This is a genomic window from Pseudomonas sp. R3.Fl (genome assembly GCF_023516765.1).
Classification (GTDB): domain Bacteria; phylum Pseudomonadota; class Gammaproteobacteria; order Pseudomonadales; family Pseudomonadaceae; genus Pseudomonas; species Pseudomonas citronellolis.
In genome coordinates this window covers 7,126,106-7,139,985 of the sequence record NZ_JAMGSO010000001.1, presented here as the reverse complement: position 1 = coordinate 7,139,985, position 13,880 = coordinate 7,126,106, and the positions used below count along the sequence as shown (strand labels likewise).

Below are 13,880 nucleotides of genomic sequence, written 5' to 3'. Positions count from 1 at the left end.
GCGCCGCCTCAGCCTTCGAAGATCGCCACGGCACGGACGAACCCCGCCGAGGCGTGGCGGATCTTGTAGGGGAAGCAGCTGACCAGGAAGCCGTCGGCCGGCAACCGGTCGAGGTTGGCCAGCTTCTCCATCTGCCCGTAGCCGATGTCGCGGCCGGCCTTGTGGCCTTCCCAGATGAGCGCGGCGTCACCGCTTTCGGCGAAGCGTTCGCGGGTGTACTTGAAGGGCGCGTCCCAGCTCCAGGCGTCGGTGCCCACCACCCGCACGCCGCGCTCCAGCAGATGGAGCGTGGCCTCGCGGCCCATGCCGACGCCGGCTTCCAGGTAGCCCGGCTGGCCGAACAGGCTGCCGGCGCGGGTGTTCACCAACACGATGTCCAGCGGCTGCAGCGTGTGGCCGATGCGCGCCAGCTCCGCCTCCACCTCGGCCGCCGTCACCACGTGGCCGTCGGGAAGATGGCGGAAGTCCAGCTTCACCCCCGGTTGCAGGCACCACTCCAGCGGCAGTTCATCGATGCCGAAGGCCGGCTTGCCACCGTCGGTGGTGGAAGCGTAGTGCCAGGGCGCATCCATGTGGGTGCCACTGTGGGTGGTGATCTGCAGGCGCTCGGCGGCCCAGGCCTCGTTGCCCGGCAAGTCTTCCTTGCGCAGGCCGGGGAACATCGCGGCCATTTCCGGCCAGCCCTGCTGGTGGTCCATGTAGTCGATCCTCGGCAACAGCGGCGGCGGGTCGCTGTAGGGGTTGTTGTCCAGGCTCACCGAGAGGTCGAGCAGGCGGCGCTTGCTCAGGTTCATGCGGAAACTCCTTTGCGGGCGGCCGCGCGGCTGCGGCGCGGCGCAAGGTCGAGGGCGTTGCGCAGCAGCGCGGCGGCCGAGCCGTCGTGGCGGAAGCCCAGGGCGCGGGCCTGCGGCGTGCGCAGCGGTGGGAAGCGGCCGAACAGCGCTTCCAGCTGCGCGTCGGGTTCGAAGGCGATGCGCGCGCGGTTGGCCTCGCCGAAGCCGGCGGCCAGGGCGTCGAGCACCTGGGCGATGGACAGTTGCAGCACCGGCAGTTGCCACACGCGCCGCGCGCCGGGGTTCTCCAGCTCGGCGGCGTGCAGCAGGTTGTCCACGCAGCAGCGCGCCGACATCCACCAGGCCGTTGCCTGGGGCGAGACCGGGCAGGTGTAGGGCTCGCCGGCGGCGTAGGCGTGCAGCAGGTCGCTCATGAAGGCCGAGCGCAGGCCGTTGGGCTGCCGCGGCCGGGCGACGATGCCGGGCAGGCGCAGGGCGCGGCCGTCCACCTCGCCGCGGCGGGCCAGGTCCTCCAGGGCGGTTTCCACCATCAGCTTGTGCGCGGCATAGGACAGTTGTGGGTGCGCCGGCTGCGTCTCGTCCATGCGCGCCGGCAGCTCGCCGCCGTACACCGCCACGCTGCTGGCGTACACCAGCACCGGCGGGCGCTCGCGGTGGCGCAGCTGCTGCAGCAGTTCCAGGCTGGCCTGCAGGTTGACCTGGTAGCCCAGTTCGTACTGCGCCTCGGCAGCGCCGCCGGGCACGCTGACCAGGTGGAACACCACGTCGATGCCGTCGGCCAACACTCGGCGCAGCAGCGCCGGGTCGGTGACGCTGCCGAAGTGGCGGCGCAGGCGGCGGTCGTCCGGCAGGCCGTCCAGTTGCTGGTCGAGCAGCAGCAGCGCGTCTATCCGCCGCCCGCGCAGCTCGCCGCGTTCCAGCAGGTGGCGGACCAGTTCGCGGCCGACGAAACCATTGGCCCCGCTGACCATCACGCGCATGGCCAGCCCCCTTGCACCACGCGCTGGTCGATGGCGCCGAACAGCACTTCGCCGTCCGCGCCGCGGGCTTCCATACGCACGCGGTCGCCGAAGCGCATGAAGCCGGTGCGCGGCGCGCCCTGGGCGAGGGTCTCGATGGCGCGGCGCTCGGCGATGCAGGCCGAGCCCACCGCGCGGTCGGCGTTGGACACGGTGCCCGAGCCGATCAGGGTGCCGGCGCTCAACCTGCGCGTCAGGGCCGCATGGGCGATCAACTGGTGGAAGCCGAAGTGCATGGCGCCGCCGTGGGGGTGGCCGAACCATTCGCCGTTCCACTCGACCTTGAGCGGCAGGTGCACGCGGCCGTCGCGCCAGGCCGCGCCCAGCTCGTCCGGGGTCACCGCCACCGGGGCGAAGCTGCTGGCGGGCTTGGCCTGGAGGAAGCCGAAGCCGGTCTTCATCTCCCGCGGCGCCAGGGCGCGCAGGCTGACGTCGTTGAGCTGCAGCACCAGGCGCACGTGGGCCAGGGCGGATTCGGCCGGGCAGCCCATGGGCACCGCGTCCACCAGCACGGCGAACTCGCCTTCGAAGTCGATGCCGTGGGCCTCGCTGGGCAGCGGGATGTCCGCCCGGGGGCCGAGGAAGTCGTCGCCGGCGCCCTGGTAGATCAGCGGGATGCTGTCGGCGCCGTCGATGGGCTCCAGGTCGAAGGCCTTCTGCATCAGCTCGCCATGGCTGAGGAAGCAGGAGCCGTCCAGCCACTGCCAGGCGCGCGGCAGCGGTGCGGCCAGCTGCGCCGGGTCGAGGGCGAAGGCGCCATCCGCCTCGTCGGCGTTCAGGCGCTGGTAGAGGTGTTGCAGGGCAGGCTCGACGGCGTGCCAGTCGTCCAGCGCCGCCTGCAGGGTGGCGGCTACGGCGCCGGCCTCCACCGCCCGCTGCAGGTCGCGGGAGACCACCAGCAGGCGGCCGTCGCGGCTGCCGTCATTGAGGCTGGCGAGCTTCATGGCAGCAGCTCCTTCAGCGCCTCGGCGTAGCGGCCGTCGAGGAGGATGAAGACCATCCGCGCCATCTGCTCGGTGCGGTTGCTCCAGGCGTGGTTGGTGCCACGCTGCACCACGATGTCGCCGCGCTTCAACTGCACCTCGCCTTCGTCCAGCACCAGCCACACCTCGCCTTCGGTGACGATGCCGTAGTCCAGGGTTTCGGTGCGGTGCATCAGCTTGTGCTTCGACTCGGCCTTGCCGGTGCCGGCATGGGCCTGGCCGATCTCGGCGAAGGCGGCGGCCGCGTCCGCGGCGCTGACCTGGTTCTGCACGCTGTCCGGCGGGATGTCCACCACGCGGATCACGCTGCCCAGCAGGCCGGGGCTCAGTTGCAGCGGCTGGTTGGTCGGGTCATCGCCATTGTCCAGCGGCGCCGGGCTGGCGGCGCTGTTCCACACCTCGTAGAACACGGTGCCGGGCACCGCCTTGATCGGGAAGACGTTGGGCGTCGGGCCGCAGCTGGCGACCACCGCCTGGCCCCGGGCGTCGTGCCCGGTGACTATGCGCTTGAATTCGGGAAGCTGTTGCATGGCATCTCCTTTCAATTGCCGTCGCCGATGGTGGTGCCACCGTCGACGATGAGGTTCTGGCCGCTGATGAAGGCGCCGCCGGGCGCGGCGAGCAGCAGCGCCAGGGCGGCCACCTCCTCGGGGCGGCCGACGCGGCGCAACGGGGTGAGCGCCAGGCGGCGCCGCAGGACTTCGGGGTTGTCGGTGAGCGGACGGGCGAACGCGGTCTGGATCACCCCGGGGCTGATGGCGTTGACGCGGATGTTCGCCGGGCCCCATTCCACCGCCAGGTTGCGCGCCAGCTGGGCCAGGCCGGCCTTGGACAGGCCGTAGAGGCCCAGGCCCTTGTTGCCGCGCACGCCGGCGATGCTGGCCATCAGCACCACGCTGCCGCCGCCGCGCGCGGCCATGGCCGGCAGCAGCGCATTGGTCAGCCAGAGGGCACTGCGCAGGTTGACGGTGAGGGTCAGCTCCCAGTCGGCGTCGCTGGCCGTGGCGAGCGGGCCCATGTGCGGCGCCACGCCGGCGTTGCAGACCAGCGCATCGAGGCCGCCGAGGCGCGCCAGGGCCTGTTCCGCCAGCCGCTGCACGGCTTGCGGGTCGCGCAGGTCGGCGGGCAGCGCGAGGGCCTCGATGCCCTCCTCCGCCAGTTGCGCCACGCTGCGCGCGCAGTCCTCAGCGTTTTCGCTGCTGATCGCCAGGCGCGCGCCGGCGCGGCCGTACTCGCGGGCGATGGCCAGGCCGATGCCGCGGGTGGCGCCGGTGATGAGCGCGGCCTTGCCGACCAGGGAGAAGAGTTCGCTCATAGCGCCTCCACCGCCGGCGCCGACCGGCCTCGGCGCAGCAGCACCAAGCACAGCGGGGCCAGGACCAGTTGGCCGATGGCGACCGCCAGCAAAGCCTGGGGCAGCTGCGGGTTGGCGCCGCCAGTGATCGCCAGCACCAGCAGCGGGCTGAGGAATTCGCCGGCGAAGATGGATGCGGTGAAGCCGCCGGTGGCGCGGCCACGCTGGTGGAAGCCGACCTGCAGCATCACCTGGGTGATCAGCGTCGGCAGCAGCAGGCCCACGCCCAGGCCGTTGACCAGCACCGCCAGCACCACAAGCGCGTGGCTGTCGGCCAGGGCCATGAGCGCGCCGCCCAGGCCGGCGGTGGCGAAGCCCAGGGCCAGCAGGCGCCGCGCCGGCAGCGTGGCGAGCAGGCGGAAGGCCAGGGCCCCGGCGAGCACGCCGAGCTGGTTGGCGCCCATGGTCATGCCCACCTGCTGCGGGGCGTCCACATGCAGCAGTTGCAGCAGGTAGCCGGCCTGCACCGGGACGATGAACAGGCTGACGCCGGCCAGCAGGGTCAGCAGGTACAGCGGCGCCAGCGCGGCCCAGGGGAAGCCTTCGGCGTCCGCGCGCAGCGGCCCGGCATGGCGTACCTGCGGTTCCCACAGCAGCGCCGCCATCAGCGGCAGGCACAGCAGGCCCACCACGTAGAGCGCGAAGGGCGTGCGCCAGCCGCTCTCCCCCAGCGCCCCGCCCAGGCCCATGAACAGCGCGGCGGACAACGAGGTGGCGACCATCTGCAGGGCGAACAGGCGTTCGCGGCGCTGGCCGTCGAAGTAGTCGCCCATCAGGGTGGTGCAGCAGGTCATGATGCCCGCCTCGGCCAGGCCGATGCCGGCGCGGCTGGCGACGATCAGCCCCAGCGAGTCGAGCCACAGCGGCAGCACCCCGCACAGGCTGTACAGCAACATGCTGGCCAGCAGAAGCGGGCGCCGCCCGATGCGGTCGGCGAGCAGCCCGGCCAGCGGCGCCAGGAAGGCGATCACCAGCGCTGGCAGGGTCAGGGCGACGGGCACCAGCACGGCGGCGCCGGGGGTTTCGGCGAAATGCGCCTGCATGCGCGGCAGCACCGGTGCGATGAGCACCGCGCCGAGCACCGGCAGGCAGCTGCCGAACAGCAGGAGCAGGGCTTGCGCGGTTCCGGCGGGGCGTGCGGCGGTCATTGCGCACCTCCGCGCTGGAAACCCATGGGGCCGCGGCGATGGGTATCGCTTCGCTCAACCCATCCTACGCAGGTGTTCCTGCCGCACCTGTAGGAGCGGGCCCTGCCCACGATTCGCGCCCAGGGGGCGCTCCTACATGTGAAGCCGGCATTCGATGGATTCAGGCATGGCATCGGGCGGTCCTCTGGTTGGGGTTCGGCTCGCAGCAGTCGCGGTCGTGGTGGACTTCCTCCAGGTGGTGCGCCGGCGCGGCGGGTTGCGCCTGGCGCCGGGGCAACAGGAAGTAGGCGAGCGCCGGCAACAGGACCAGGGCGCCGACCATGTTCCAGACGAACATGAAGGCCAGCAGCACGCCCATGTCGGCCTGGAACTTGATGGGCGAGAAGATCCAGGTGCCCACGCCGATGGCCAGGGTCACGCCGGTGAGCATCACCACCTTGCCGGTGAACAGCAGCGCCCGGTAATAGGCGCTGGACAGGCTGGCGCCCTGGCGCAGCTGGGCCAGGACGATGCTCATGACGTACAGCGCGTAGTCCACGCCGATGCCCACGCCCAGGGCGATCACCGGCAGGGTGGCGACCTTCACGCCGATGCCCAGGGCCACCATCAGCGCCTCGCAGAGGATCGAGGTGAGCACCAGCGGCAGCACCGCGCAGAGCACCGCGCGCCAGGAGCGGAAGGTCACCAGGCAGAGCAGGATCACCGCGCCGTAGACCCACCAGAGCATGTCGTGGTTGGCCTGCCTGACCACGATGTTGGTGGCCGCCTCGATGCCGGCGCTGCCGGCGGCGAGGAGGAACTTCGCCTGCTCGCTGTCGTTGTCGCGGGCGAAGGCCTGCACGCTGTCGACCACCCGCGCCAGGGTGTCGGCCTTGTGGTCGGTGAGGTAGGCGTACAGCGTCAGCAGGCTGCAGTCGTCGTTGTACAGGCCGCGCGGGGCGTTGGCGGTGACCATGTTCAGGGTGGCCTGGTTGTTCACCAGCTCGTACCACTTCGGGCTGCCCTCGGAGAGGCCCACCAGCACGCGGCGGTTGAGCAGCGCCAGGGAGTTGGTCGAATCCACGCCGGCCAGGCCGCGCAGTTGCCAGTCCAGGTCGTCGACGCGCTTGAGGGTGTCGTAGGCCGAGCAGGCGCCGGCCGGGGTCTGCACCATCACCGCGAACACGTCGCTGCTGGCGCCGTAGTGCTGGGTGACGAAGGCGTTGTCGCGGTTGTAGCGCGAGTCCGGGCGCAGTTCCGGGGCGCCGGCGTCGAGGTCGCCGATCTTCAGGTTCAGGCTCACCACGTAGCCGCCGGCGGCCAGCAGCGCAGCCACGGCGATGCACGCGGCGGCCCAGCGGCGCCGGGTGAACAGGTCGAGGAAGCGCCACACGGCGTGCTTGTCCGCCCCGCTCGCTTCGGCCTCCTCCGCGCGCAGGCTGCGCCGCGCCGCCTTCGGGCTGACGCCGACGTAGGACAGCAGCACCGGCAGCAGGATCAGGTTGGTGAAGATCAGCACCGCCACGCCCAGGCTGGCGATCACCGCCAGGTCCTGGATGACCTGGATGCGGATGATCATCAGCACCGCGAAGCCCACCGCATCGCACAGCAGCGCGGTGAGCCCGGCGAGGAACAGCCGGCGGAAGGTGAAGCGCGCGGCGACCAGGCGGTGCATGCCGCGGCCGATGTCCTGCATGATGCCGTTCATCTTCTGTGCGCCATGGCTCATGCCGATGGCGAACACCAGGAAGGGCACCAGCACCGAATATGGGTCCAGTTCGTAGCCCAGCAGCGGCAGCAGGCCGAGCTGCCAGACCACAGCCACCAGCGAGCACAGCACAACCAGCGCCGTGCTGCGCACGCAACGGGTGTACCAGTAGAGCACCGCGGCGGTGATGGCGATGGCGGCGGCGAAGAACAGCAGGATCTGCTTCAGGCCGTCGATCAGGTCGCCCACCACCTTGGCGAAGCCGGTGATGTGGATGTCCACGCCCCGGGCCTGGTACTTGCCGCGCAGGGCCTCCAGCTCATGGGAGAAGGTGGTGTAGTCCAGCGCCTGGCCGTCGGGGGTCTTCTCCAGCAGCGGCACGTAGAGGATGCTCGAACGCTGGTCGAAGGCCACCAGTTGGCCGATCTCGTTGGAGCGCTCGACGTTGCGCTTGAGCGCTTCCAGGCTGGCGGCGCCGCCGTCGTAGCCGTCGGGGATCACCGGGCCGCCTTCCAGGCCGTCCTCGGTCACGCCGGTCCAGCGGGTGGACGGCGTCCACAGCGACTTCATCGCCGCGCGGTCCACGCCGGGCAGCAGGTACACCTCGTCGTTAAGCTGCTGCAGCACCTGCAGGTAGTGCTTGTCGTAGATGCTGCCTTGGGGGTTGGCCACGGCGATGCGCACGGCGTTGCCCAGGCCGGCCAGCTCCTGGCGGTGGTCCAGGTAGTTGAGGATGAACGGGTGCTCGCGCGGGATCATCTTCTCGAAGCTGGCGTTGAGCGTCAGCCGCGTGGCCTGCCAGCCCAGCAGCAGGGTCGCCGCCAGGCACAGCAGCAGGACCAGGCCGCGGTGGTTGAACAGGGCGCGTTCCAGCAGCGAGCCGGAAGCGCTGTCGAAGTCGTCGAGGCGGCCGCTGGACGGCGCGGGGGAAGTCGGGGCGTGCATGGCTCAGTCCGCTGTGCTGGAGGAGGAAGAAGGCGCCAGGCGGCGCGCGCCGGCCATGCCGACGGCCACCAGGGCGCCGTCGGCGGCGACGGTGGCGGCGCTCAGCGGCAGGCCGTCGGAGACCGGTAGCGGCGTTGCGGCGAACTCGCCCAGGCCGCTGCGCAGGAGCATGCCGGCCTGGTTGGCGAGCAGCAGTTGGCCGCCGGCCACGCGGATGCCGTTGAGCGAGGCCGGGATGGGATTGGCCAGGGCCTGGAAGCTGGCGCCGCCGTCGTCGGAGGCGAACAGCTTGCCGCGCAGGCCGCCCACCAGCAGGCGGCCGCCGGGCAGCACGGCGGCGGCGAAGTAACTGCCCTCGTAGGGGCCCTGCAGCGCCTGGAAGTGTTCGCCGGCGTCGCGCGAGCGCAGCAGCAGGCCCTGTTCGCCGGCGATGTAGAGGTCGCTGCCCTGCCCCGCCACGGCATAAAGGTGCAGGCCTTGGGGATTGGGCAGGTGGCCCATCCACGACTGCCAGCTGCGGCCACCGTCGGTGGTGGCCAGGGCCAGGCCGTAGGCGCCCAGCACCAGGCCATGGCGGGCGTCGCTGAAATGCACGGCCAGCAGGGGCTTGTCGGCGCCGTCGGCCACCAGGCGTTGGGCAGCGGCAACGCGGCCGGCATCGGCCGAGGCCTGGGCAGCCTGCAGTTCCAGGGTGGCGGCGCGCCTGCCGTCCAGTTGCAGGTTCCAGTGTTCGCCGCCGTCGTCGCTGTGCAGCACCACGCCGGCATGGCCCACGGCCCAGCCGTTGCGTGCATCGACGAATTGCACTGCGGTCAGGCTGGCGCTGACCGGCACCGCGCTCGCTTGGCGCCAGTTGGCGCCGTTGTCGTCGGAGAGCAGTACCACGCCGCGCTCGCCCACCGCCACCAGGCGGTTGCCGGCGCGGGTGACGTCCTGCAGCACCGCGCGCAGGGCCTGGGAGCCTTGCACGGCGGGCTGCGCCAGCACGTCCGGGGTACTTGCCGCGAAGGCCGGCGGCAGGGTGCAGCAGGCCGCCGCCAGGAGCAGGCCGGAAAGCATTTTGTTCATCGCACGCAACCTTGGTTTTTCTTGTAGTCGGGCCTGACGAGGCCGGGTACAGCGAGGTCTCCCGTAGGAGCGGGCCCTGCCCGCGATTCGCGCGCAGGGCGCGCTCCTACAGGAGCAGGGTGCTAACGCTCAGCGCACGCCCTCGCCCGCCATGGCATCGGCGGTGAACACCGAGTCCTTGTACGGCGGCACGATGCGGTACTGCTCGTTCTTGCCGGCGAACAGGTCGCCGGCGAACCAGGCCCCGGAGAGCAGGTCGTAGAAGCCGTTGGTGAGGGTCACCACGCCGGGCAGGTCGGGCAGCACCACCGGCGAGGTCCAGAGCACCTTGGCCAGCTGGCCGCGGGCGTCGTAGCGCTCGCCCAGCACCGCCGCCCAGGTGTCTTCGTCCAGGTAGTAGGTGCTCTTGGGCATCACATGGCGCTGGCCGTTCTTCAGAGTCGCTTCCACCACCCAGACGCGGTGCTTCTCCCAGCGCAGGGCGTCGGACTTCAGGTGGTGCGCATCCAGCAGCGCCTCGGGGCCGGCAGCAGTGAACACCTTGTTGGCGTTGTAGGGGATGTACATCTCCTGCTTGCCCGCCAGCTTCCAGTCGAAGCGGTCGATGCGGCCGTTGAACACGTACAGCTCGTCGAAGCTCATGACCCCGGCGGTGGCCGGCGTCGGGGTGTCGCAGCAGGCGTTGGGCAGGCGGCGCACGCGGCGCTGGCCGGGCAGGTAGGTCCACACCGAGGCCTTGTCGGCGTTGAGGTTCTCAAGGCCGGTGATGGCCTCGCCGGCGCGCAGCGGCGGGCCGTCGTTGATCATGCGGACGGACCAGAACACGCCCCTCTCGGCGCTGCCACCGGGCAGGTACCAGGGCATCTGCAGGTCGGCGCGCGAATCGTTGGTCAGCACGTGCTTGCCGTCGGCAGTGGTCAGGTACTGGGTGAAGTTGACGTGCCAGGACGCCCCGCGCCAGCGCAGCAGGTGGTTCCAGATGGCCTCGGCACCGCTCTGCGGGATGGGGAACGGGATGCCGCCGGCGGCGCCCTCGGGCATGGGCCCGGCCGGGCCGTCCACCAGCTTGCCGCTGGTGGCGTTGGCGAAGGTGGCGTCGTACACCGACTGCGGTGCGGCGGCGCTGCGGTGCGTCGGGTAGACCTCCAGGCGGTAGCTGTCGGGGTACTTCTTCAGCATCGCCTGCACCCCGGGGGTGAGCTGCCCGGCGTACTGCGCCATGTTCTGCGCGGTGATGGTGAACAGCGGCTTGTCGGCGGCGAAGGGGTCGCCGCGCTTGCCGCCGTCCTTGTAGGCCGGGTCGGCCTGGGTGTAGCCGCCGGTCCAGGCCGGGATGCTGCCGTCGGCGTTGCCGGCGCGCTCGCCGCCCAGCGGGGTGAGCGTGGTCCTGAGCTTGCCCGCCTCTTCGGCGGAGACGGCGGCCAGGGCGCCGTGGGCGAACAGCAGGGAGGCACTCAGGGCGGTGAGCAGGGAAACGACTTTCTTGTTGTGTTTCATCGGGCAGTCCTCGGTCAGAAGGTGCGGCTGACGGTGAAGGCGATGAAGTCGCGGTCTTTCAGCGACTGTTCGAAGGTGTAGTGGTTGTCGGCGTCGAGGAAGGTGTTCTGCGGGCCGTAGTAGTGCGTGTAGGTCAGGCCCAGGCTCCAGGTGTTGAGGTAGCTGCCCTTCAGGCCGATGTTGATGTCGCCGCCGTGGTCGGTGCCGAAGCCGGTGCCCAGGGCCTCGGAGGCGCCGTTGGTATAGCTGGCGCCGAGCGGCACCGAGAGGTCCAGGCCGGGGTAGATCTGCCGGTACATCGGCTCGTAGACCAGGCGCAGGCTGGTGGCGTCGCGGTCGGCATTGGGGTCGATGGCGTCGCGGTTCTTGCTCACGCTCAGCACCCGGTTCCAGGCGATCTCGCCGAGGAAGCTCGACTCGCCGGCGATGAAGTTCGGCTCAAGGCTGGCCAGCCAGGAGAAGTTGGCATGCAGGGTGCGGCCGGTGGCGTAGAGCGGGTCGTCGCTGTTGTTGATGGCCTCGCCCACGGCCAGGGCGTGCTGGTTGGTGGAAGCCAATGGCTGGTTCCAGCGGGTGGAGACTTCGCCGGCGACGTTGAAGTTGCCCAGGGTGGTGGAGAAGCTGCCGCCCAGGGCGCTGATGCCTTCGGGGTACACCCAGTAGAACTCGCCGGCCTTGCCGGTGAGCGGGTTGAGGTTGGCGAAGTCGCTGCGCACGTTCAGCTGCGGCGACTTGTCGTGGAAGCGGATGGCGTACAGGCCCCAGTCCACCGTCTCGGTGCGCCAGCGCAGTTGCACGCCGCCCTGCCCCGAGTCCTTCGCCTCCTTGTCGTTGCCGTGGTAGAAGGCCAGCGGCTGGCCGCCGGGCATCACCGGCGAGCCGATGTACATGCGCTCGGCGCCGTCGCCGAAGAAGTCGTCGGTGGAGAAGTAGCTGCCGGCGGCCGGCAGGCGGTTGGCCTCCCACTCGAACTGGTAGTAGGCGCCGATGGACACGTCCGGGGTCAGCTGCAGCTGGCCGGAAACCTGCTGCACCGGGCGGATCAGTTCCTTGAACTGGGTGTTGGGCACCGACAGGCCCTTGACCACGTCGATCGGCGCCATGCCGCCGGCGATGCCGTTCATGCCGTAGAACAGGCTCTCGCCCCACTGCATGGCGTACTGGCCCAGGCGCCCGGAGAGCGGCATGCCGGCCAGTTCGGTCTTGCCGAAGACGAAGGCATCAAGCAGCTCACCCTTGCGCCCATGCAGGGTGCGGGTGTCGTCGGTGAATTCGTCGTAGTCCACCGAGTAGCTGTTGGCGCGGCTGGGGTCGTTGGCGTCGGTGCCGCGGTTGTAGACGTCGTCGTACCAGGCCGCGCCGCTGACCCGCGCGCCGACGTCGCCGTAGGTGACGTCCAGCTCGGAGAGCAGGTCCAGGCGGTTGGAGATCAGGCCCTTGTCGAAGTTGCGGTCGCCGTCGTCGAGGTTCAGCGCGGTCTGGCCCTCGCTCAGCTTGCTGCTGGCGTCCTGGGTGCGCCAGGCGGCGCTGTACTTCAGGGTGTTGTCCCAGCGCGCCCGCAGGTCGGGGTTGCCGGTGTCGAATTCGAAGGCCTGGGCCTGGCCGGCGGCCAGGGCCAGCAGCGCCAGGGTGAGGGGCTTGAGCGGCGGCAGCGGCCGCGCGGTTGCACGCTTGTCAGCGGACATCGAGGTCACCTCTTTCTTGTTCTTGTGCGTTGGTGTTGGCGTGGGCCGCGGCGCGCCGGCAAGGCAGGGCGCGCCGGGCCGTGGGGTCAGATGGGCTGCGCGGTGACCTCCAGCATCTGTTTCACCAGGCCGATGCGGTCGAAGGACGGGTCGCGCGCGATTTCCCGCTCCCCGGTCAGCAGGGATTTCTCGCTGATGAACCGGCAGCGCTCGAAGCGCCGCCCCATGAAGCGCTGCAGCTGCTCGGCCAGGCTGCCGCCGGCGGTCAGCTCCTCGGCCAGCACCACCGCGTCCTCGATGGCCATTCCGGCGCCCTGCCCCAGGTGCGGCGTGGTGGCGTGGGCGGCATCGCCGATCAGCAGCACCCGGCCGCGGTGCCAGGGCTCGTCGACGAACACCGCTTCCAGCGGCTTGTAGACGACCTCGGCGCTGTCGACGACCTGCTCGCGCAGCTCGCCGATCAGCCCGCCGAAGCCGGCCAGGCGCTGGCGCAGGCCCTCGGCCAGGCCGGCCGGGTCCATCCAGGGGTTGCCTGGCTCGTAGGAGGTGGTGAACAGGTACATCAGGTCATCGGCCAGGGGCACCAGGCCGGCGTTTTCCGAGGGGCCCTGGTAATTGGCCAGGTGGTCGATGCTCGCCACGCGCTTGAAGTTGTGCCGCCACACCGATTGGCCGGTGAAGCGCGGCTGGTACTTGTCGCCGAACAGCAGGCCACGGACCCGCGAGTACAGCCCGTCGGCGCCCACCAGCAACTGGTAGCGGCCCTGGCTGCCGTCGCTGAACAGCACGTCGACGCCGTCGGCGTCCTGCGCGAAGCTTTCCACCGAGGTACCCAGGCGCACCCGGGTGCCCAGTTCGATGGCGGTCTCGCTGAGCACCTTGTGCAGCGCGCGGCGGGAGATGCCGACGTTGGCCGGGTACTGCGGCCCCGCCAGGCGCTGGCCGGGGATGCGCGCCAGCTGCTGGCCGGCGGGGGTGTAGATGGCTACGTCCTCGAAGGCGTAGGCGGCGTCCAGGTAGGTGTCGAGCAGGCCCAGGCGATGCATCTCGCGCACCACGTTGCTCTGCTGGATGATCCCCACGCCGTAGACGGTCCACTCGGTCTTCAGTTCGACCAGGTCGACGGCGATTCCCTTGCGGCGCAGGGCGATGGCGGCGCACAGCCCGCCGATGCCGCCGCCGACGATCAGCACGTTGCTCACAGTGTTCATGGCGTCTCTCACGTGTTGTTCTTGTTGTCCGCACCGGCTAGCGGTGCGTCCGTTCTCCGTGCCCCGGGGCACAGCTTCCCGGCGGGGCCGGGCCTTGACCAATCGAGTCCGCGGATGCGACCTATCGCGCAGCGCGATACCTCAGCCCCGCAGTTGCGCCAGCGGCAATAGCAGCCAGCCGTCCCTCTCTTCATGCACCAGCGCCGCCAGCGACTGCCCAAGGCACGGGCCGTACACGCATTCGCCGTCGTGCGGGCGGAAGCGCGCGCCGTGGGCGTAGCAGATGACCCACTGGCCATCGGCGCTGAGGAACCTGTCCTTGCGGTACTCCAGGGGCACCTGCAGGTGCGGGCAGCGGTTGCGGTACAGGCGCACCTGGCCGCGGTGGCGCAGGGCGAACAGCGCATCCGTGCCCTCGCCCTGCGGGTCGAAGCCGCGCGCCTGGCCCTCGCCCAGCTCGTCGAGCCGGCACAGCGCCACGCAGTCCAC

The 13,880-nt window shown here is 70.7% G+C and carries 12 protein-coding genes; all 12 read right to left on the bottom strand.

Features of this window, described 5'->3' with window-relative positions; translation table 11 throughout:
* Positions 1–8: 8 nt before the first annotated feature.
* A complete protein-coding gene (locus tag M8R19_RS31510; protein ID WP_249919951.1) occupies positions 9–794 on the bottom strand; it encodes a cyclase family protein in 786 nt (261 codons plus the stop codon).
* Complete coding sequence (locus M8R19_RS31505) at positions 791–1,774, bottom strand: NAD-dependent epimerase/dehydratase family protein (protein WP_249919950.1); 984 nt, start codon at positions 1,772–1,774, stop codon at positions 791–793. The genes M8R19_RS31510 and M8R19_RS31505 overlap by 4 nt, the downstream gene beginning before the upstream one ends.
* Complete coding sequence (locus tag M8R19_RS31500; RefSeq protein WP_249919949.1) at positions 1,765–2,757, bottom strand: fumarylacetoacetate hydrolase family protein; 993 nt, start codon at positions 2,755–2,757, stop codon at positions 1,765–1,767. Before M8R19_RS31500 ends, M8R19_RS31505 begins: the two co-directional genes overlap by 10 nt.
* Positions 2,754–3,326, bottom strand: coding sequence for a cupin domain-containing protein (locus M8R19_RS31495; RefSeq protein ID WP_249919948.1), 573 nt, complete (start codon positions 3,324–3,326; stop codon positions 2,754–2,756). Before M8R19_RS31495 ends, M8R19_RS31500 begins: the two co-directional genes overlap by 4 nt.
* 11 nt (positions 3,327–3,337) lie before the next feature.
* Positions 3,338–4,111: an SDR family NAD(P)-dependent oxidoreductase gene (locus M8R19_RS31490; RefSeq protein ID WP_074982518.1), complete on the bottom strand. Its 774-nt coding sequence runs from the start codon at positions 4,109–4,111 to the stop codon at positions 3,338–3,340.
* Positions 4,108–5,298 (bottom strand): MFS transporter, encoded by a 1,191-nt coding sequence (locus M8R19_RS31485; protein WP_249919947.1) that lies wholly within the window; start codon positions 5,296–5,298, stop codon positions 4,108–4,110. The genes M8R19_RS31490 and M8R19_RS31485 overlap by 4 nt, the downstream gene beginning before the upstream one ends.
* A gap of 160 nt (positions 5,299–5,458) precedes the next feature.
* Positions 5,459–7,930, bottom strand: a complete 2,472-nt coding sequence (locus M8R19_RS31480; protein ID WP_249919946.1) for an efflux RND transporter permease subunit — start codon at positions 7,928–7,930, stop codon at positions 5,459–5,461.
* A 3-nt stretch (positions 7,931–7,933) separates the two neighbouring features.
* On the bottom strand, positions 7,934–8,998 hold the full coding sequence (locus M8R19_RS31475) for a WD40/YVTN/BNR-like repeat-containing protein (RefSeq protein WP_249919945.1): 1,065 nt from the start codon (positions 8,996–8,998) through the stop codon (positions 7,934–7,936).
* 129 nt (positions 8,999–9,127) lie between these two features.
* Complete coding sequence (locus tag M8R19_RS31470) at positions 9,128–10,495, bottom strand: DUF1329 domain-containing protein (RefSeq protein WP_116426090.1); 1,368 nt, start codon at positions 10,493–10,495, stop codon at positions 9,128–9,130.
* A gap of 14 nt (positions 10,496–10,509) precedes the next feature.
* Positions 10,510–12,180, bottom strand: a complete 1,671-nt coding sequence (locus tag M8R19_RS31465) for a DUF1302 domain-containing protein (RefSeq protein ID WP_249919944.1) — start codon at positions 12,178–12,180, stop codon at positions 10,510–10,512.
* Between the two features lie 86 nt (positions 12,181–12,266).
* Positions 12,267–13,391 carry an FAD-dependent oxidoreductase gene (locus tag M8R19_RS31460; protein WP_249919943.1) on the bottom strand — a complete coding sequence of 375 codons (1,125 nt, stop codon included), beginning with the start codon at positions 13,389–13,391 and terminating at the stop codon, positions 12,267–12,269.
* Positions 13,392–13,532: 141 nt separating this feature from the next.
* Positions 13,533–13,880, bottom strand: coding sequence for a Rieske (2Fe-2S) protein (locus tag M8R19_RS31455; protein ID WP_249919942.1), 348 nt, complete (start codon positions 13,878–13,880; stop codon positions 13,533–13,535).